20 protein-coding genes and 1 tRNA gene are annotated in these 19,381 nt (G+C 63.5%); 9 read left to right on the top strand and 12 right to left on the bottom strand.

The genetic code is table 11. From position 1 onward, the window contains the following. Positions 1-36: 36 nt before the first annotated feature. A tRNA-Ser gene (locus PP4_RS19825) sits at positions 37-126 on the top strand. A gap of 188 nt (positions 127-314) precedes the next feature. Here PP4_RS19825 and PP4_RS19820 read toward each other — a convergent pair. The 4 genes from PP4_RS19820 to PP4_RS19805 form a co-directional block, all read right to left on the bottom strand. Then, positions 315-2,447 (bottom strand): TonB-dependent siderophore receptor, encoded by a 2,133-nt coding sequence (locus PP4_RS19820; RefSeq protein ID WP_016500948.1) that lies wholly within the window; start codon positions 2,445-2,447, stop codon positions 315-317. A gap of 87 nt (positions 2,448-2,534) precedes the next feature. Further along, on the bottom strand, positions 2,535-2,915 hold the full coding sequence (locus tag PP4_RS19815) for a hypothetical protein (protein ID WP_016500947.1): 381 nt from the start codon (positions 2,913-2,915) through the stop codon (positions 2,535-2,537). 219 nt (positions 2,916-3,134) lie between these two features. Then, the gene (locus PP4_RS19810) at positions 3,135-4,322 is read right to left on the bottom strand and encodes an MFS transporter (RefSeq protein WP_016500946.1); all 1,188 of its coding nucleotides are present in this window, start codon (positions 4,320-4,322) and stop codon (positions 3,135-3,137) included. Positions 4,323-4,491: 169 nt separating this feature from the next. Then, positions 4,492-5,241 carry a 3-oxoacyl-ACP reductase family protein gene (locus tag PP4_RS19805; RefSeq protein ID WP_016500945.1) on the bottom strand — a complete coding sequence of 250 codons (750 nt, stop codon included), beginning with the start codon at positions 5,239-5,241 and terminating at the stop codon, positions 4,492-4,494. 118 nt (positions 5,242-5,359) lie between these two features. Between PP4_RS19805 and PP4_RS19800 the strand changes: the two genes are divergently transcribed. Then, a complete protein-coding gene (locus PP4_RS19800) occupies positions 5,360-6,313 on the top strand; it encodes a LysR family transcriptional regulator (protein WP_016500944.1) in 954 nt (317 codons plus the stop codon). A gap of 99 nt (positions 6,314-6,412) precedes the next feature. Here the strand turns inward: PP4_RS19800 and PP4_RS19795 are convergent, their stop codons facing one another. Then, entirely contained in the window at positions 6,413-6,883 is a 471-nt protein-coding gene (locus PP4_RS19795) for a GreA/GreB family elongation factor (RefSeq protein ID WP_016500943.1), read from the bottom strand. Between the two features lie 2 nt (positions 6,884-6,885). Then, a complete protein-coding gene (locus PP4_RS19790; protein WP_016500942.1) occupies positions 6,886-7,284 on the bottom strand; it encodes a hypothetical protein in 399 nt (132 codons plus the stop codon). Between the two features lie 129 nt (positions 7,285-7,413). Between PP4_RS19790 and earP the strand changes: the two genes are divergently transcribed. Next, positions 7,414-8,547, top strand: a complete 1,134-nt coding sequence (gene earP / locus PP4_RS19785; RefSeq protein ID WP_016500941.1) for an elongation factor P maturation arginine rhamnosyltransferase EarP — start codon at positions 7,414-7,416, stop codon at positions 8,545-8,547. A 48-nt stretch (positions 8,548-8,595) separates the two neighbouring features. Then, positions 8,596-9,168 carry an elongation factor P gene (locus PP4_RS19780; RefSeq protein WP_016500940.1) on the top strand — a complete coding sequence of 191 codons (573 nt, stop codon included), beginning with the start codon at positions 8,596-8,598 and terminating at the stop codon, positions 9,166-9,168. Positions 9,169-9,226: 58 nt separating this feature from the next. Here PP4_RS19780 and PP4_RS19775 read toward each other — a convergent pair whose 3' ends face one another. The 3 genes from PP4_RS19775 to PP4_RS19765 form a co-directional block, all read right to left on the bottom strand. Beyond that, complete coding sequence (locus tag PP4_RS19775; RefSeq protein WP_016500939.1) at positions 9,227-9,655, bottom strand: organic hydroperoxide resistance protein; 429 nt, start codon at positions 9,653-9,655, stop codon at positions 9,227-9,229. A 140-nt stretch (positions 9,656-9,795) separates the two neighbouring features. Next, on the bottom strand, positions 9,796-10,251 hold the full coding sequence (locus PP4_RS19770; protein ID WP_016500938.1) for a MarR family winged helix-turn-helix transcriptional regulator: 456 nt from the start codon (positions 10,249-10,251) through the stop codon (positions 9,796-9,798). A gap of 57 nt (positions 10,252-10,308) precedes the next feature. Further along, positions 10,309-11,262, bottom strand: a complete 954-nt coding sequence (locus PP4_RS19765; protein WP_016500937.1) for a LysR family transcriptional regulator — start codon at positions 11,260-11,262, stop codon at positions 10,309-10,311. Positions 11,263-11,375: 113 nt separating this feature from the next. Between PP4_RS19765 and PP4_RS19760 the strand changes: the two genes are divergently transcribed. Next, positions 11,376-12,125 carry a sulfite exporter TauE/SafE family protein gene (locus PP4_RS19760; protein ID WP_016500936.1) on the top strand — a complete coding sequence of 250 codons (750 nt, stop codon included), beginning with the start codon at positions 11,376-11,378 and terminating at the stop codon, positions 12,123-12,125. A 54-nt stretch (positions 12,126-12,179) separates the two neighbouring features. Here PP4_RS19760 and PP4_RS19755 read toward each other — a convergent pair whose 3' ends face one another. Beyond that, positions 12,180-13,031, bottom strand: a complete 852-nt coding sequence (locus tag PP4_RS19755; RefSeq protein WP_016500935.1) for a LysR substrate-binding domain-containing protein — start codon at positions 13,029-13,031, stop codon at positions 12,180-12,182. 97 nt (positions 13,032-13,128) lie between these two features. On the opposite strand from PP4_RS19755, the gene PP4_RS19750 reads away from it, so the two are divergent. Then, a complete protein-coding gene (locus tag PP4_RS19750) occupies positions 13,129-13,347 on the top strand; it encodes a DUF1127 domain-containing protein (RefSeq protein WP_012271115.1) in 219 nt (72 codons plus the stop codon). 44 nt (positions 13,348-13,391) lie between these two features. Here PP4_RS19750 and PP4_RS19745 read toward each other — a convergent pair whose 3' ends face one another. Further along, complete coding sequence (locus PP4_RS19745; RefSeq protein ID WP_016500934.1) at positions 13,392-14,738, bottom strand: class II 3-deoxy-7-phosphoheptulonate synthase; 1,347 nt, start codon at positions 14,736-14,738, stop codon at positions 13,392-13,394. A gap of 116 nt (positions 14,739-14,854) precedes the next feature. On the opposite strand from PP4_RS19745, the gene PP4_RS19740 reads away from it, so the two are divergent. Then, entirely contained in the window at positions 14,855-15,610 is a 756-nt protein-coding gene (locus PP4_RS19740; protein ID WP_016500933.1) for a spermidine synthase, read from the top strand. 446 nt (positions 15,611-16,056) lie between these two features. Next, entirely contained in the window at positions 16,057-17,739 is a 1,683-nt protein-coding gene (locus PP4_RS19735) for a DEAD/DEAH box helicase (RefSeq protein ID WP_016500932.1), read from the top strand. Between the two features lie 90 nt (positions 17,740-17,829). On the opposite strand, the gene PP4_RS19730 is transcribed toward PP4_RS19735, so the two are convergent. Then, the gene (locus PP4_RS19730) at positions 17,830-18,597 is read right to left on the bottom strand and encodes a DODA-type extradiol aromatic ring-opening family dioxygenase (protein WP_016500931.1); all 768 of its coding nucleotides are present in this window, start codon (positions 18,595-18,597) and stop codon (positions 17,830-17,832) included. Positions 18,598-18,707: 110 nt separating this feature from the next. Between PP4_RS19730 and PP4_RS19725 the strand changes: the two genes are divergently transcribed. Next, positions 18,708-19,358, top strand: coding sequence for a thiopurine S-methyltransferase (locus PP4_RS19725; protein ID WP_016500930.1), 651 nt, complete (start codon positions 18,708-18,710; stop codon positions 19,356-19,358). Positions 19,359-19,381: the final 23 nt, after the last annotated feature.

Genomic DNA, 19,381 nt, shown 5'->3' with positions numbered 1-19,381 from the left:
GCGCACCTCGACGGGCCGCAAGGCTTGAAGAGAAACGGTGAAGTGTCCGAGTGGTCGAAGGAGCACGCCTGGAAAGTGTGTATACGAGAAATCGTATCAAGGGTTCAAATCCCTTCTTCACCGCCACATTCTACGAAGAGCCCCCGCGCTGAAAAGCCCGGGGGCTTTTTGTTTTCAGGGCCATTGGGGCCGCTTTGCGGCCCATTCGCAGCGCAAGGCTGCTCCTACAGGAGGGAGCGAGCCCTGCAACTGGCGCAGTCCCTTGTAGGAGCAGCCTCGTGCTGCGAATGGGCTGCAAAGCAGCCCCAACAAACCTAGAAGCTGACGGAGGCCGACAGCCGAGCCGTGCGTGGCGCGCCCTGGAACAGGTAGTTATCCCCCAGGTAATCCCCCACATCGCGCCAATAGCGTTTGTCGAACACGTTATCCACGGTCAGGCGCAGCACCGTGTCATACCCGCCAATGCGCGTACGATACCGGCTCCCCACATCGAACACGGTGTACCCGCCAACTTCCACATTGCCCGCCTGGCTCGCATACTTGCTGGCGCTGTAACGCGCCCCGCCCAGCAGTGCCAAGCCCGGTACCGGCAGCGAGTATTGCACGTGCAGTGCTGCCCGGAACCTGGGCACATTGATTGCCTGATGGCCTTCATAGGCATCGGTACCGCTGTTTTTCACCCGCGCACGAATGGCTGCGGCGCTGGCCTGCACTTGCAGGTTCTGGCTCACCCAGCCGCTGGCGCCCAGCTCCAGGCCGGTGTTTTTCTGCTGGCCCTGCTGTACGTAGGTGAAGTTGCCAGCACCGTCCGGGCGTGCGTACTGGTAGGCCTGGCGGATCTGGAACAGCGCGGCGCTGAAGCTCACGCCTTGCCAGTCGTGCTTGAGGCCAAGTTCCAGTTGGTGCGCAGTCGTGGGCGCGAGGATTTCAGCGGCGTTGCTGGCAAACCAGGGTGCCGTGCCGCCGGCAGAAAGGCCCTTGGCGTAGCTTGCGTATAGCGTGGTGTCTGGCTGCGGCTTGTAGATAAGTGCAGCAGTGGGCAGCAACTCGTATTGGCGGGTATGGCGCCCGGCAACACCGTTCTCGTCCCAGGTCTTTTCATCCAGGCGCACTTCACGGGCGCCCAGCACGGTCTGCCACTGTTCGTTGAAGTTGATGCGGTCGCTGACGAACAGGCCGTACTGGCGGCTGTCCAGCCGGCGTTCGCTGGCGCCGACGGTTTTGTCGGACGGGTCGAAGGCGGGGGCGCCGGTGTAGATGTTGCCGGTACCAAGCCACTCGTTGTAGTACGGCCGTTGATCCAGCGTGCGCCGCTGCGCACTGGTGCCCACGGTCAGTTCATGCCCCACGCCCAGCGCATCGAAGTGCCCGTTGAGCATGGCCTGTGCTTCATCGGTGCGGCGGGTGTCGTCGGGGCTGCGGAAGTCGTAGATGTCGTAGTCGCCGTTGCTGCCAAAGAACGCGCCTTCGCTCGAACCCCAGGCAAACGCGCTGTAATCGTCGATCACCACCTTGCTGCGCGAGGCACTCAAGGTGCCGGTCCAGGCCTCGTTGAAGCGGTACTCGAAGCGCCCGCCCAGGTTCAGCGAGTCGTTTTGCACAGGCTTTGCCCAATCCTGGTAAGCCAGGCGGTCGTCCGGGTCGATGCCGTGGGGCACTTCGGTGCCACCCAGCAGTTGATAACCCGGCACCGAGCGCTGCTCGCGGTGCTGGTATTCGGCATCCAGCTGCAGGGTGGCATCCGGGCTGATCTGCCAGTCGAATGCCAGCGAAGCGAAGTCGCGTTTGCCATCTGCGTGGTCGACGTAGGAGCGGATGTCTTCATGGGCGAGGTTGGCGCGCAGGCCGAACTGTTTTTCGCTGCCAAACCAGCCGCCCAGGTCGGTGGCCAGGTAGCGTTCGCCTTGTTCGTTGGTCGACACCGTCACGCTGCGCACATCTTCGGCGCGCTTGGTTACGTAGTTGATCAGCCCGCCCGGCTCCGACACACCGCTTTGCAGCCCCGACAAGCCCTTTAGCAGCTCTACCTGCTGCTTGTTCTCAAGGGCCACGTTCTGCTCGCCAGCGATGGTCTGGCCGTTGATGCGGTAGCTGCTGGCGGCATTAAGCTCGAAGCCTCGGACGTTGAAGTTTTCGTAGTAGCCGATGGGGGCGTAGCTTTCGCCAACCGAGGCATCGCTTTGCAGCACTTCGCTGAGCTTGCGCACCTGGCGGTCTTCCAGCAGTTGCTGGCTGAACACGCTGATGGTGGCAGGGGTATCAAGCAAGGGCGCGGGCTGGAAGCTGCCCACCGCTGCCTGGCGAGCCTGGTAGCCGTCGTTGGCATAGGTGTCGGACACCTGCAGTGGGGCCAGCACCACGCTGTCTTCGGCGAGCACATGGGGGCAATGCAGGGCCAGGCCCAGGCTGAGCAGGCTCAGGGGCAGGCGGGGGTGACACGGGGGCATGCGGGGCTCCTGGATGGGCACAGGCCATGAAAAAGGCGGCATCTTAGCAGCCGCCTTCAGCATAAAACGATCCAGGCCCCGCTATATTCAGCCCTGGTTGGCGGGGCGCTTGTGCTGGCGCCAGCTGTCATCGATCTTCGACCAGGTCTTGCCGTCGGTAATGGCCATGAGCTTGCGCCCATCCTTGAAGGTGGCCAGGAAGGTGGCTTCTTGCTCCTTGCCGCCTAGCCACAGCCCGGCAAGCAGCCCCACCGGCCCGGCCACCAGGGCCCCGGCGACGCCCCAGCCCAGGGCGCTGCCCAGGCTGCGGTTGGTTTCGAGGCTGGCCAGCCTGAGGTCGCTGATGCGGGCCAGGGAAATCCGCTCACCCGGGGAAGGGCTGCGCGGGGTCTTGAGTGTGAGCGATCCATTGCGATACTCGCCTTCACCTTGCAAGAAATCGCCGGATTGCACCGTGAGTCTTGTCATAAAGTCGTCCTGTCAGGAAAGGGCATTGACCAGCGCCTAATGAGCGCTGCACGGGCAGGCAAGTCAACGACCATGCGACGGAGGGTAGTGCGGTGCATTGTCGCCGTGGCTAATGGCCTCTTCGCGGGCACGCCCGCTCTCACAGGCTTGTCACTGCCCTGAGGTTTGTGATGCACCTGTGGGAGCGGGCGTGCCCGCGAAGAGGCCAGCAAGAAACTTTCAGGCCACCTGCAAGGTGTTCTTGCGCTTACGCTCCGTCAGGCCCCACACCAGCAACGCCAGCCCGCCAATCACCAGGCCCGCCACCACAATGCCCATCCAGCCCTGGTACTGGAACAACTGCGTGCCCAGCAACGACCCCAGCGCCCCGCCAATGAAGTAGCAGGTGATGTACCCGGCGTTCAGCCGCGTGCGTGCCTCGGGGCGCAGGGCGATCACCGCGTTCTGGTTGCTCACGTGTACCAGTTGCACTGCCAGGTCGAGCATCAGCACACCCAGCAGCAGGGCCAGCAACGAGTGCTCGGCAAAGCCCAGCGGCACCCACGACAGCAGCAACACCACCAGGCCCACGGTAGTACCCAGCGCGCCCTTGCCGCGGTCGGCCAGGCGCCCGGCCCAGTTGGCCGACAGCGCACCGGCCGCACCGGCCAGGCCGAACAGGCCGATTGCCGCATCGGAGTAATGGTACGGGCCCTTGGTCAGCAGGAACGCCAGGGGCGTCCAGAACAGGGCGAACAGGCTGAACGCCAGCAGGCCGAGCAGCGAGCGCAGGCGCAGCACCGGTTCTTCAATAAACAGCCGGAACACCGAGCCGATCAGCGCCGGGTACTTCAGCCCGGCATGGCTGTGGTGCTGCGGCAGGCTGCGGTACAGCGCCACGGCGGTGATCGCCATCAGCACAGCGGCGAGCACGTAGATGCTGCGCCAGCCGCCCAGCTCGGCCATGAAGCCGGCAGCGGTACGTGCCAGCAGAATGCCCAGCAGCAGGCCGCTCATCAGCGTGCCGACTGCGCGCCCACGCTGATGCGGCTCGCTGAGGGCCGCGGCCATGGGCACGAGGATCTGCGCCACCACCGAGAACAACCCGGTCAGCGCCGTCCCGAGGAGCAGCCAGGGCAGGCTCGGCGCACAGGCACTGATCACCAGGCCCAGGGTAGCAATGGCGGTCATCACGGTGATCAGCCGGCGCTGCTCGAACAGGTCACCCAGTGGCGCCAGCAGCAACAGGCCGGCGCCATAGCTGAGCTGCGCGGCGATGACGATGCTGCCGGCGCTGGCAGTGCTCAGGCCGAACTGCTGGGCGATGCTGTGCAGCAGCGGTTGGGCGTAGTAGTTGCTGGCCACGGCCAGGCCGGTGGCGGTGGCCATCAGCAGGATCAGGGCGCGGCTGAGAGTGGGGGCGTTCATGGGGATCTCGTGGCGGGCAGTAGTCAAGCGGGGGGAATTATCAAGAAGTATCAGGCATGACACCAATGTTTAGTTTTCAATCAACCATCCTGTACTGGCCCCATCAGGGACACCACATGTTCAAGGCCTGTGGAGTTCCTGATGGGGCCAGTACAGGCAACCCATCAAATCAAGCTGCAAACCCACCATCAATCGTCAGACTTGCCCCGGTGACATACCCTGCCTCTGGCCCCGCCAGGTACGCCACAAAGCTGGCAATTTCCTCCGGCTCGCCATACCGCCCGATCGCCATCAACGGGATCAGGCTCTCGGCAAACTCGCCGCTGGCGGGGTTCATGTCGGTGTCCACCGGCCCCGGCTGTACGTTGTTCACGGTAATGCCCTGTGGCCCCAGGTCACGCGCCATGCCACGGGTCAGGCCAACCAGCGCCGACTTGCTCATGGCGTAAGGCGCCCCACCGGCAAAGGGCATGCGTTCGGCGTTGGTACTGCCGATATTGATGATGCGCCCGCCCTGGCCCATGTAGCGCGCTGCGGCCTGGCTGGCGACAAACACGCTGCGCACGTTCACCGCCAGCATGCGGTCGAAGTCGGCCAGGTCGAATTCGGTCACCGGTGCCACCGTCAGCACACCGGCGTTGTTGACCAGGATATCCAGCCTGCCGAAGGCCTTCACGGCGTCATCCACTGCCAGTTGCACGGCCGCTGCGTCGGCGCTGTCGGCCCGCAGCGCCAGGGCTCTGCCACCGTTTTCGGTAATTTCTCGGGCCAGCTCTTCTGCCGGGCCTGCGGAGCTGACATAGGTGAAGGCCACCTGCGCACCTTCGCGGGCCAGGCGCCGCACGATGGCTGCGCCTATGCCGCGGGAACCACCCTGAACCAGGGCCACTTTGCCTTCGAGTGAAAGTTGCTTGGACATGCTGATCTCCTGCTGGAAGCCAGGCCGAAATGCCTTGGATGGGCAAAGTATCGGCGCTTGATTACCTGCTGATAAGATGGCAATCACTATCAGCAGAGTAAACCTTTGGTTGCTAATCATGGCCGTGGAATCGTTCAATGCGTTGGAATGCTTCATCCGCAGTGCCGAAGTTGGCAGTTTTGCCGAGGCTGCCAGGCGCCTGAGCATTACCCCTGCCGCCGTGGGCAAGCATGTGGCCCAGCTGGAGGCGCGCCTGGGCGTGCGGTTGTTCCAGCGTAGTACCCGCAAGCTGACCCTGACGGAGGCGGGGCAGCGTTTTCTTGGCGAGGTCGGCGACAGCTTCCGCACTATCCAGTACGCCGTGGCCAACCTGGCCAGCGCCGAAGGCCAGCCAGCCGGGCTTTTGCGGGTGAGCATGGGCACGGTGTTCGGGCGTTTGTATGTGTTGCCTTTGCTGGGCGAGTTCTTGCGCCGCTACCCGGCCATCACCCCGGATTGGCATTTCGACAACCGCCAGGTCGACCTGATCGGCCAAGGCTTCGATGCAGCGATTGGCGGTGGTTTCGATCTGCCGCCGGGGGTGGTTGCGCGCAAGCTGACCCCGGCCCACCGGGTGCTGGTGGCTGCACCGGCCTACCTGGAGCGGCACGCACCGATCCACGACCCGCAGGTGCTGCAGCGGCACGATGGCATCCTGATCCGCTCACCGCAGACCGGGCGGGTGCGCTCGTGGCCGTTGACCAGCCGCTGGCAGGTGCAACAGCCGATGCAACTGCGCCAGGCGATGACCATGAGCGATTCGGACGCGGCTTGCGCGGTGGCCGAGCAGGGGCTGGGGATTGCCCTGGTGAGCCTGCCGTTTGCCGTGCCTTACTTGCAGGCTGGCCGGCTGCGGCGAGTGTTGCCGGACTGGTACGTGGATGACGGGCATATCAGCCTGTATTTTTCCGAGCACAAGCTGATGCCGGGCAAGACCCGGGCGTTTATCGATTTTGTGGTGGAGCAGTTTGCCGAACAGGGGCTGGCGGGGCGGTTCGATGCCTTGCAAACCCTAGAGGTGTGTATTGGCTGACCGGGCCCTATCGCCGGCAAGCCAGCTCCCACAGGTTTACCACAGGCTGGAATACTGCGGGATCCCTGTGGGAGCTGGCTTGCCGGCGATAGGGCCCGGTCAGGCAATACCGGTAATGAGCAATGCCTGCGCCCCCAGGCGCACCTCATCATCCACCCGCTTGCCCATCAATTGCTGCCCTAGCGGTGAGCGCGGGGTGATCACGGTCACCAACTCATCCCCCTCGCCAATCTTCAACCCCGCCGCCTCAGGCCCGAGGAACAACCGGCGCTGCCCGCCAGCGTCATCCTCCAGGGTCACCAGGTTGCTGATCTGCACCCCGCGCGCCGGGTCATGGTCGCGCAGCAGCAATTGCTGGTAGATCAGCAGCGCCTGGCGGATTTCGGCGCTGCGGCGGGCCTGGCCGGTGGCCAGGTACGAAGCTTCCAGGCCCAGGGTGTCGTACTTGTTCTCGGCAATGTTCTCTTCGGCGGTGGCAGTTTCGTAGGCGCTTTGCGCCGCACGGGTCAGCACGTCGAGGTCATGCTCGAGGGTGGCGACGATCTGCGCCAGCAGGCGGGTCTTGTCCATGGTCAGTAGCAGAACTCCAGCACATTGGCCTGGCTTTTGTCGGTGGGGGCGGTACGGTTCTGCTGCATCCAGAACTGGCATTTGGGGTTGTTGAGGTTGCGCGGGTTGCCCTGGGCGGCCTCGGCGGCCTGTTGCAGTTCCTGTTTGCGCAGCATGTCCTTGTAGTGCTCGAACATTTCGGCCTGGGCGTCTTGTGCCGGGGCTGGCGCCGAGGGGGCGGCAGGCCGGTACACGCTGGGGGCCACGGCCTGGGCCAGCGGCTGCACCTGCTGTGGCCACAGTTGCAGCGCCAGCCACAGGCTCGCGGCAATGGCCACGGCGCCCAGCCACAGGCCAAAGGCAACGCATACAATCAACGGCAGCGGCTTGAGGGTGATTTTCAGTTCACGGTGGCGGGCCATGGCAGCCTCCTGGCAGGGTAGGTCGGGTGCATTGTCGCATGCGCTTGGGCATTTTTCCGTGCGGGTGCTTTTGTCGGCGACAATTTATCCGCAGAATTCGCGGTTTTTGCACCAGAACGGGAGGGGCGCATGAAAGCCACCTGGGACATTTTCTGCAGTGTCGTCGACAACTACGGCGATATCGGTGTGACCTGGCGCCTGGCCCGGCAACTGGTGGCTGAGCATGGCTTGGCGGTACGCCTGTGGGTAGACGACCTGCAGGCCTTCACGCCCATGTGCCCAGGGGCGGATGCCAGCGCTGCGCAGCAGTGGCAGCACGGTGTGGATGTGCGTCAGTGGCCGGCGGCCTGGCTGCCGGTGGCACCGGCGGATGTGGTGATCGGTGCCTTCGCGTGCCAGTTGCCGGCGGCTTACGTAGAGGCAATGCGTGCCCGCGCCACGCCGCCGCTGTGGCTGAACCTTGAATACCTCAGCGCCGAGGACTGGGTGGAGGGCTGCCATGGCTTGCCTTCGCCGCAGCCCAACGGCCTGCGCAAGGTGTTTTTCTTCCCCGGCTTTACCGAGAAAACCGGCGGGCTGCTGCGCGAGGGCTCGCTGCTGGCGCGGCGCGACACGTTCCAGCAATCGGCCGAGGCACGCCAGTCGTTTCTGCAGGGGCTTGGTGTAGAGCCCGAGCAGGGGGCATTGCTGCTCTCGCTGTTTGCCTACGAAAACCCGCAATTGGCCAGTTGGCTCGATGCCTTGGCCACAGGCGCGCAACCGTGCCACCTGCTGGTGCCGCAAGGGCGCATCGTCGCGGGGCTGAGCCAGTGGCTTGGCGAGGCACTGCTGCCAGTGGGCAGCATGCGCAAGCGCGGGGCGCTGACCGTGCAGGTGCTGCCTTTCGTCAGCCAGGACGACTTCGACCGGCTGTTGTGGAGTTGCGACTTCAACGCGGTGCGCGGCGAGGACTCGTTCTTGCGTGCGCAGTGGGCCGGGCAGCCGATGCTGTGGCACATCTATGTGCAGGACGAGAACGCCCACTGGGAAAAGCTCGAAGCGTTTCTGGCGCATTATCGACGCGGCTTGTCAGATGAAGCCGATGCCGCCCTACTGGGCCTGTGGCGTGCCTGGAACATGGACCGTGACATGGGCCAGGCGTGGCAGGCAGCCCGCCATCACTTGCCAGAACTGCAACAGCATGCCCGGCTGTGGGCGGTTCGACAGGCCGCTCAGCTGGACCTTGCCACAGCGCTAGTACACTTTTACCGAAATTCGCTATGATACGCGGCCTCGATTTTTATAAATCCATCCAGATTCGGATACTTCGTAATGAAAACTGGTAAAGAGCTGAAACCCGGTACCGTCCTGCGGATCGACAACGACCCGTGGCTGGTTCAAAAAGCTGAGTTCACCAAGTCGGGCCGTAACAGCGCGATCATGAAGACCAAGCTGAAAAACCTGCTGACCGGCTACAAGACCGAAACCGTATACGGTGCGGACGACAAGCTGGACGACGTGATCCTGGATCGCAAAGAAGCGACCCTGTCGTTCATCAGCGGTGACACATACACCTTCATGGACACCACCGACTACACCATGTACGAGCTGAACGCCGAAGACATCGAGGCCGTTCTGCCGTTCATCGAAGAAGGCATGGAAGACATCTGCGAAGCTGTGTTCTTCGAAGGCCGTCTGGTATCGGTAGAGCTGCCGACCACCATCGTGCGTAAGGTTGCCTACACCGAAGGTTCGGCTCGTGGCGACACTTCGGGCAAAGTCATGAAGCCTGCCAAGCTGGCAAACGGTACTGAACTCAGCGTTGCTGACTTCATCGAAATCGACGACCTGATCGAAATCGATACCCGCGAAGGCGGTTCGTACAAAGGCCGTGCCAAGAAGTAATTCTTCTTGCAATGTGCACAAAAAACCCGGCCTCGGCCGGGTTTTTTGTGCCTGCGACTTAAACCGTCACATGCAGGCGCACATCCACGTTCCCGCGGGTAGCGTTGGAATACGGACAAACTTTGTGAGCCTTTTCCACCAAGCCTTCGGCGTCGGCCTGGGCCAGGCCCGGCAGGCTGATGTGCAGGTCGATGTCCAGGCCGAAACCGCCCGGGATCTGGCCAATGCCCACCTTGGCGGTGATCGAGGCATCGGCCGGCAGGGCTTTCTTCTCTTGCCCGGCTACAAATTTGAGGGCGCCGATGAAGCACGCCGAGTAACCGGCGGCGAATAGTTGCTCGGGGTTGGTGCCGTCACCGCCAGCGCCACCCAGTTCCTTGGGGGTGCTCAGGCTGACGACGAGCTTGCCGTCGCTGGACTTGGATTTGCCGTCGCGCCCACCGGTGGAGGTAGCTTCTGCGATATACAGCGGAGTGACCTTTTGCATCTTGAGCCTCGCTAATGTGCTGTGCGCTCCCGGTTGAAGGAGGGCGCGGGTTGGTGTGGGATTTAAGTTAGCGCGCAATTAATTAGTGCGCAAGATAAATCGGCACCGCTCGTCCGAACGGCCATTGCACAGCATAGCTATCAGAGGTTTTTCTGCAGGTTCTCGCGCAGGTTCAGCAGGTCGGCTTGCAGTTGCTGCAACTGCTCCAGGCTGCGCCCGCTGGCCTTGAGGATGCACTGCGGCACTGCTTTGGCTTGTTGTTGCAGCGCGCGGCCCTTGTCGGTCAGTTGCACCATCACCACCCGTTCGTCTTCCCGGCTGCGGTTACGCTGCAGCAGGCCTTCGCTTTCCAGGCGTTTGAGCAGCGGGGTGAGCGAGCCCGGGTCGGTCAGCAGGTGCTGGCTGATTTCGCCCACGGTCAGGTCGTCGCGCTCCCACAGCACCAGCATGGCCAGGTACTGCGGGTAGGTCAGGCCCAGGGCCTGCAGCAGCGGTTTATAGACTTTGGTCATCAGCAACGAGGTGGAGTGCAGGGCGAAACAGACCTGGTTGTCCAGCAGCAGCTCGTCACAGGAGGCTTGGGTGTCGGCGTTCATGCAGGTCCTTGAAGTAATCAATGGGAAATTCTGGCACGCTGATCGTTAGTGCGCACATCACTCACGCAGTTCACTGCGCAGGGCCAGGTCCCAGGGTGGAATCGGGCTGAAGCGGCTCTTGAGGAATTCGAGCAGCAAACGGCTGCGAGAGTTCGTTTCATGTTCCAGGCGTAGCGCATAAATGCCGCTGGACTCGGCTTCGGGCAGGCCGCCGTCGCAAAACAGCGGCACCAGCTCGCCCCGCAGCAGGTATTCGCTGATCAGCCAGGTGGGCAGGTGGGCAACACCTAAGCCGGCGAGGGCGCCGAACAACAGGGTTTCGGCGTTGTTGGCGGCCATGCGCATGCGCGCGGGGCGGTACAGGCGGGTTTGCCCGGCCACGTTGAAGCGCCAGGCGAACGGCGGTGCCAGGCCGTCCCAGTCCAGGCCGTCGTGCCCGGGCAGTTCGCTGGGGCATGTGGGCACACCGCGGCTGGCCAGGTAGGCCGGGCTGGCGCAGGCGATGCGCACCATGTAGGCCAGTGGCGTGGCGACCAGCCGGGTGTCGGCCAAGGGGCCGGCGCGCAGCACCAGGTCGACCTCGCCCAAGTGGCTGCCATGCAGGTCGACGAAGCTGTCGATCAGGCGCAGTTGCACGTCCAGGCCTGGGTAGGCCACCAGGAAGTCGGCGATGGCCGGGGCCAGGTGGCGGCGGCCGAACGCGGCGGGCGCGTCGATGCGGATCAAGCCTTCAGGGGCGTTGCTCAGCGATACCGCTTCTGCCCGGGCCAGGCGCAGCTCCTCGATGATGCGCCTGGCCCGTTCGGCAAAGGCATTGCCGGCGGGTGTGGCGCGCACCGCGTGGGTGCTGCGGGTGAACAGGCGGCTGCCGACGGCATTTTCCAGGCTATCGATGCGTCGGGCCACCGCGGACGGGGTCAGCGGATGGCGCCGGGCGGCGGCGGAAAAACTGCCGGTCTCCAGCACATCGAGGAACAGGCTCAACTGGTCGGTGAGGGTATCGGGGCTCATGGCTGCCTTGGTTTTGCGAAAAACGCACAGCCATTGTGCGCTGCTGTGCGTTTCCCCGCCAGCACCCAGCCGTTAGCATGCTCGCATTATCTGTACAGGCGAACGAGGCCCTGATGATTGAGTGGTTGTTGTATATCGTGCTGGGCGCTGCCCTGGGCACCATGGGGGGCTTGTTCGGCATTGGTGGCGGGCTGATCGCGATTCCCGCGCTGGGTGTGCTGTTTGGCCTGGACCAGCAGTTGGCGCAGGGTACGGCGTTGGTAATGGTGGTGCCGAACGTGCTGCTGGCGTTATGGCGCTATCACCAGCGCAACCGCATCGAATTGCGCCATGCCTTGCCGTTGTCGGCGTGCAGTTTCCTGTTCGCCTGGCTGGGGTCGATCTGGGCCGTGGGGCTGGATGCGCACTCCATGCGCCTGGGCTTTGTCGGCTTTCTGGTGGCCTTGGCGGTATGGAATGTGGCGCGGATGTTCATGAAAGTGTCGCCGCCCAGTGCCGAGCTGCGTCATGCATGGCCATGGCTGGGTGTGCTGGGCAGCTTTGCCGGCACCATGGGCGGCTTGTTCGGCGTCGGCGGGGCGGTGGTGGCCACGCCGATCCTGACCAGTGTGTTCGGTACCACCCAGGTGATGGCGCAGGGGCTTTCGCTGGCGCTGGCTGCGCCGAGTACCTTGGTGACGTTGGTGACCTATGGCGTGCACCACAGTGTTGACTGGGGCGTGGGGATTCCGCTGGCGGTGGGGGGCTTGCTCAGCATCAGCTGGGGGGTGAAGCTGGCCCATGCGTTGCCGGAGAAGGTATTGCGGGCGATGTTCTGTGTGTTTTTGGTGGTGTGTGCGGTGATGCTGGGATTTGAGTTGTGAGATTTGGGGCCGCGTTGCGGCCCATCGCGACGCAAGGCCGCTCCCACACGGTAATTACTTGAACCCTTCGATGATGTAACCGGCCATGCAGTCGGTAATTGGCGATGGGTTCTGTGTGCTGCGTACCAGCATCACATTGGCCACCGGCAGCTGCGGCAGGCCGTCCTGTTCACCCAGTATGCGGATGTTCCCGGTAATCAGGCTTTGCAGCTGCGCCGTCACGGCCAACCCTGCCGTGACAATGGCAAAGATCGCCGCCAGGCTGGGGCTGGTATAGGCAATGCGGTAGTCGATACCTTGTGCTTCCAGGGCATTGCAGGTCCAGGCCCGGCAGAAGCAGTCGGTGTTGAACAGCGCCACCGGCATCGGTCGCTGTTCCTGTGGGCAAAAACCTTCGGCGGCGGCCCATACCAGGCGCTCCTGGCGCAGCAGTTGGCCAACCTCGTTACCTGGCTCGCGGGTGACGATGGTCAGGTCCAGGTCCTGGCGCAGCATGAGTTGCTTGGACGAATCGCAATGCACCTCTACCTGCACCAGCGGGTAGGCCTGGGCAAAGCTCGACAAGATGGTCGGCAGAAAACGCATGGCATAGTCGTCGGGCGTGCCAATGCGCACCAGCCCGACCATGTGCGGCATACGCAGGGTGTTGAACACCTCGCCATGCAGCTTCAGGATGCGTCGGGCATAGCCCAGCAGCACCTGGCCCTCGGCGGTCAGGCGTACCTGGCGGCCGTCGCGCTCGAACAGCTGGCGCTGCAGGATGTCCTCCTCCAGGCGCTTCATCTGCATGCTCACCGCCGACTGGGTGCGGTTGACCACTTCGCCGGCGCGGGTGAAACCGCCTTGCTCGGCAATGGCGACGAAGGTGCGCAAAACGTCCGCATCGAGGCTCTGGTACTGGGACATTGCATCAATCTCCGAGATGCATGGCATCAGAAACATTCGTTGGATTGATCTTAAGCCCGGCGCGAGACTGAGGCCATCCAACACGGAGGGCTTCACGATGAAAGGTCATGTCAGCAGCATCCAGCAACCTGCCTTTTCCCTGAACCACCTGTGGCATGCGGCCCTGCAACGCCCGGCGCGCTGGCTACAGCTGTACCGCCAGCGCCAGGAGCTGGCCCGCCTGAGCGATGCAACCTTGCACGACCTGGGGTTGAGTCGGGCGGATATCCAGCAAGAGGCCGAGCGGCATTTCTGGGATGATCCGCTGAGGAAGTGAGTGTGGGCCGGGGCGCCTGGCCTCTCAAGGCATGCGCCCCAGCGTCACCGCCGTACCTGCTTCAACGTCTCGGCAATCAAAAACGCCAGCTCCAGTGACTGATCGGCATTCATCCGCGGGTCACAATGGGTGTGATACCGGTCAGACAACGCATCTTCGGTGATCGGCCGGGCGCCGCCGATGCATTCGGTGACGTTCTGCCCGGTCATCTCGATATGAATGCCGCCGGCATGGCTGCCCTCTGCCTGGTGCACCTGGAAGAACTGCTTCACCTCGTCGAGAATTTGCGCAAAGTCGCGGGTCTTGTAGCCGCTGCTGGCCTTGATGGTGTTGCCGTGCATCGGGTCGGAGCTCCACAGCACCTTGCGCCCCTCGCGCTCGACGGTGCGGATCAGCCCCGGCAGGTGGTCGCCAACCTTGCTCGCGCCCATGCGCACGATCAGGTTCAGGCGCCCGGCGTCGTTGGCCGGGTTCAGCGTGTCGATCAGGCGGATCAGCTCTTCGGGGTTCATGCTGGGGCCGACCTTCACCCCGATCGGGTTGTGCACGCCACGCAAAAACTCCACGTGGGCGCCGTCGAGCTGGCGGGTGCGGTCGCCGATCCACAGCATGTGCGCCGAGCAGTCGTAGTAGTCGCCGGTCAGGCTGTCCTGGCGCACGAAGGCTTCTTCATAGTTCAGCAGCAGCGCTTCGTGGGCAGTGAAAAAGCTGGTTTCGCGCAGTTGCGGCGCGCTGTCCAGGCCGCAGGCACGCATGAATGCCAGGGTTTCGTCGATGCGGTTGGCCAGTTGGTGATACTTGTCGGCCAGCGCCGAGTTGGCGATGAAGTCCAGGTTCCACTTGTGCACCTGGTGCAGGTCGGCAAACCCGCCCTGGGCGAAGGCGCGCAGCAGGTTGAGGCTGGCAGTGGACTGGTGGTAGGCCTGCAGCAGGCGCTCCGGGTCGGGGATGCGGCTTTTCGGGTCGAAGCCGATGCCGTTGACGATGTCGCCGCGGTAGGCGGGCAGGGTGATGTCGCCAATGGTTTCATCGCCCGAGGAGCGTGGTTTGGCAAACTGCCCGGCCATGCGGCCGACCTTGACCACCGGGCAGCCGGCAGCAAAGGTCATGACGATGGCCATCTGCAATAGCACCTTGAAGGTGTCGCGGATTTTTGCCGCAGAGAACTCGGCGAAGCTCTCGGCGCAGTCGCCACCTTGCAACAGGAAGGCGCGGCCTTCGGTAACCTCGGCAAACTGCCTGCGCAGTTCGCGCGCCTCGCCCGCAAACACCAGCGGCGGGTAGCTGGCCAGGGTCTGTTCGACCTTCAGCAGGTGCGCGGCATCGGGGTAGGTCGGTTGCTGCTGGATCGGCAATGCGCGCCAGCTGTCAGGGCTCCACGGTTGGTTCATCTCGTGCTCGGTCTTGTAGGTTATAGGCTATAGGCCATGGTAACAGTTGGCGCTGCGCTTGTTGCATCAAGGGCGTTGACGGACAATGCGCGTTTTTGCGCGGGTAGGTGGTAAGCATGACGGCGGAACGGGAAGAGCGGCTACTGGCACGGGTAGAGGACGCTTTTGGCGTCATCAGCGTGTATGAAGTAGACGACTACCGCTTTCTGGAATTCGGCGATGCCATCGAGCAGAGCTGCGTGTTCACGGCCGACCCCAGCTGGCTGGAGTACGACTACACCCGCGCCATGTTGGTGGGGGCGCTGTGCCATGACCAGCCCGAGAGCGCGTTGTTTCTCGGCCTGGGTGCCGGCACGCTGACCCAGGCGTGCATGAAGTTTCTGCCGCTTGAGGACATCGAGGCCATCGAACTGCGCCCGGACGTACCGCGCTTGGCCATGGAACACCTGGGCCTGGATGACGACCCTCGGTTGTACGTGCGCATCGGTGACGCCATCGAGTTGCTGCCCACGGCGGAAAAGGCTGACTTGTTGTTTGTCGACCTGTACACCGACCACGGGCCGGGCGTGGGGCACCTGGCGTGGAAGTTTCTGGAGAACTGCCAGCAGCAGTTGAACCCGGGCGGCTGGCTGGTGATCAACCAGTGGGCCACCGACGACGGCAGGCCGCTGGGCGCAGCGTTGTTGCGCGGGCTGTACCACCGGCATTACTGGGAGCTGCCGGTGAAGGAGGGCAATGTGATCTTGCTGGTGCCGGCTGACCTGGAGCAGGCGCTGGACCTGGAGGGGCTGCGGGCCCGGGCCGAGGCGCTGGCGCCGCAGCTGGGTTATAGCCTGGATGGGTTGATCAAAGAGATTCGGCCAGCTACCTGAGAGGCTGGCACGGTCCCTGTAGGAGCGGCCTTGTGCCGCGAATGGGGTGCGAAGCACCCCCAAGAATTTCAGCTTCGCCGCATACGTTGCCGGGGCCGCTCTGCGGCCCTTTCGCGACACAAGGTCGCTCCTACAGGGAATTATCGATTCAGCGTGGATTGATTGATGGCCCGGTAATGGCCTTGCACCCTGAAAAAATTCCTCACGGCTTCCACTATTTCGGGTATAGTACGCGCCGGTCTTTTAGCGGGCCGCAAAATCAGGTGGTGCAAATCCTCCGAGTCCAGCTTCGGCTGCACGTCCGCTAGGCGGACCTTCCCACGTTTTCTTTTTCAATCGTTTTCGCAAATCCCCGCCGCCAAAGCTGCCTGGGTGACCTGACGGTCTTTCAAGGCATGTGCAGCTTTGGAGCATGGGTCTTTGCGGATGCACCTAGAGGCAGACCCATGACCCAGGAAACCGGCGGCTTCGCCGCTCTCGATCTTAATCCGAACATTGTTGCTGCTGTTGTGGCTACCGGCTACGAAGAGCCGTCCGCCATTCAGCAACAATCGATCCCGATCATCCTCGCCGGTCACGACATGATCGGCCAGGCGCAGACTGGCACCGGCAAGACCGCTGCCTTCGCCCTGCCGATCCTCAACAAGATCGATGTGAGCAAGCGCGAACCGCAAGCCCTGATCCTGGCGCCAACCCGTGAGTTGGCGCTGCAAGTTGCTACCGCTTTCGAAACCTACGCCAAGCAGATGCCGGGCGTGAACGTGGTTGCCGTATACGGTGGCGCCCCGATGGGCCCACAACTGCGTGCAATCCGCAACGGCGCGCAAATCGTCGTGGCCACCCCAGGCCGTCTGTGCGACCACCTGCGTCGTGACGAAAAAGTCCTGTCCACCGTGCAGTACCTGGTACTGGACGAAGCCGACGAGATGCTGAAGCTGGGCTTCATGGATGACCTCGAAGTGATCTTCGACGCAATCCCGGCTACCCGTCAGACCGTACTGTTCTCCGCTACCCTGCCGTCGTCGATCCGCTCGATCGCCGAACGTCACCTGCGCGAGCCCAAGCACGTCAAGATCCAGACCAAGACCCAGACCGTTACCGCGATCGACCAGGCCCACCTGATGGTCCACGCCGACCAGAAGATCCCGGCTGTGCTGCGTCTGCTGGAAGTGGAAGAGTTCGACGCGCTGATCGCCTTCGTGCGTACCAAGCAAGCCACCCTGGACCTGGCCGCCGCGCTGGAAGCCAAAGGCTACAAGGCTGCTGCGCTGAACGGTGACATTGCCCAGAACCAGCGTGAGCGCGTGATCGACTCGCTCAAGGATGGCCGCCTGGACATCGTCGTCGCCACCGACGTCGCTGCCCGTGGTCTGGACGTACCGCGCATCACTCACGTGTTCAACGTTGACATGCCGTACGACCCGGAGTCCTACGTGCACCGTATCGGCCGTACTGGCCGTGCCGGTCGCGAAGGCCGTGCGCTGCTGCTGGTCACCCCGCGTGAGCGCCGCATGCTGCAGGTGATCGAGCGTGTGACCGGGCAGAAAGTTGCCGAAGCCCGCCTGCCGAATGCCCAGGCCGTGCTGGATGCCCGCATCAAGAAGCTGACCTCGAGCCTGGCGCCGCTGGTAGCCGAAGCAGAAGCCACCCACGGCGAGCTGTTCGACCGCCTCACCACTGACCTGGGTTGCAGCGCGCGTGCCCTGGCTTCGGCCCTGCTGCGCAAAGCCACCAATGGCCAGGCGCTGGACCTGGCTGCGGTAGAGCGTGAGCAGCCGCTGGTGCCGGGCGTTGGTGCCCCGCGTGGTGAGCGCAGTGAGCGCCCTGACCGTGGCGAGCGTCCTGACCGTGGTGACCGCGAGCGCCGTGCGCCGCTGCCGCTGGCCGAAGGCCGTGTACGTTGCCGTACCGCCCTGGGTGCTCGTGACGGTATTGCTGCCAAGAACCTGCTGGGTGCGATCCTCAACGAAGGTGGCCTGGCGCGTGACGCCATTGGCCGTATCCAGGTACGCGACAGCTTCAGCCTGGTCGAGCTGCCGGAAGATGGCCTCGAGAAGCTGCTGTCCAAGCTCAAGGACACCCGCGTGGCTGGTAAGCAGCTGAAGCTGCGCCGCTACCGCGAGGATTGATCCTGGCGCACTAAAAAAATCCCCGGCCTAGGTCGGGGATTTTTTTTGCCTGTACCGGCCCTTTCGCGGGCAAGCCCGCGAAAAGGCCCTTCAGTCGAACCGATAGATATCCATCCCCAGCGCCCCCAGGGTAAACCCCTGATGCACCACCCCAAACCTGCTCCCAGCCCCCAGGGCAAAGAACAACGGCAGCAAATGCTCATCACTGGGGTGGTTACGCACTGCATACGGCGCCTGCCGGCGATAATCCAGCAATGCCACCTGGTCACCTTCCTGCAGCCGCTCCACCACCCAATCCCTGAACGCCAGCGCCCACGGCTCGATCACATCCGGCCCTGCATGCCAGTCCAGTTCCCCAAGGTTATGGGTGATGCTGCCCGAACCAACCAGCAAGATGCCCTCGGCACGCAAGCTCGCCAGCGCCTGGCCCACCTTCACCTGCAGCGCCGGCCCCATGTGGCTGGGCAGGGAAGCCTGCACCACGGGAATGCTTGCGTCCGGGTACATCAGCGACAGCGGTACCCAGGCGCCGTGGTCGAAGGGTCGCTGAGCGTCCAGCCGGGCTGGCAGCCCGGCAGCCTTCAGCAACTCGCTGACCTGGCCTGCCAGGGAAGGCTCGCCCGGCGCCGGGTATTGCACCGCATACAATGCCGGTGGAAAGCCGTGGAAGTCGTGCCAGGTTTCTGGCTGTGCGCTGCTGGTCACCAGCAGCTCACGGCTCTCCCAGTGCGCCGACACCACCACGATTGCCTTTGGACGTGGGAGCCTGTTGGCCAGCCCGGCCAAGGCCGGCCCGCTGGCGCCCGGGTGCAGGGCGAGCATGGGGGAACCATGGGAAATGAACAGGCTGGGCAGCATGGCAAGGTCCTGAGGGTTAAGATGCACTCATCTTCGATCAGGAACTGATCGATATCCATCGCAAGTTTTACGCGTTTTCTATCGGTTTACTCGATAAACAAGGAGCAACCATGGAGCCAGCGTTCTGGCACAAGCGGTGGGCCGATAACCAGATCGGCTTTCATCAGGGGCAGGTCAATTCGTACCTGGAGGCGCACTGGCCGTCACTGGGCCTTGAGCCTGGTAGCCGAGTGCTGGTGCCGCTGTGCGGCAAAAGCCTGGATTTGGTCTGGCTGGCCGGGCAGGGCTACCGAGTGTTGGGTGTGGAGCTGTCGCGGCGGGCGGTAGAGGATTTCTTCCGCGAGCACGGGCTGGAAGCCGAGGTGCAGCAGCGCGGGGACTTCGAGGTTTGGCGCAGTGGTGACGTAGAGCTGTGGTGTGGTGATTTCTTTGCGTTGCGTGCGCAGGATATCGGCGACTGCGTGGGGCTGTATGACCGGGCGGCGCTGATTGCGCTGCCGGCGCAAATGCGCGCGATGTACATGCAGGCGCTGACGGCATTGCTGCCGGCGCATTGCCAGGGTTTGGTGGTGACCCTGGATTATGACCAGTCACTGCTGCCCGGGCCGCCGTTTTCAGTCGGTGACCCAGAGGTGCGGCAGGGGTTTGCAGGGTGGCAGCTGCATGAGCTGGAGGCGGTCGAGGTGATTCAGCAGAGCCCCAAGTTTGTGCAGGCCGGGGTTTCCAGCCTGTTGGAGCGGGTTTACCGGCTTGGCCGGTAATACGAAGAAGGGCGACCGAAGTC

Origin of the sequence: Pseudomonas putida NBRC 14164 (genome assembly GCF_000412675.1) — a bacterium.
Lineage (GTDB): Bacteria > Pseudomonadota > Gammaproteobacteria > Pseudomonadales > Pseudomonadaceae > Aquipseudomonas > Aquipseudomonas putida.
The sequence above is the reverse complement of the archived record's forward strand: the minus strand, read 5'-3'. Positions and strand labels throughout refer to the sequence as shown.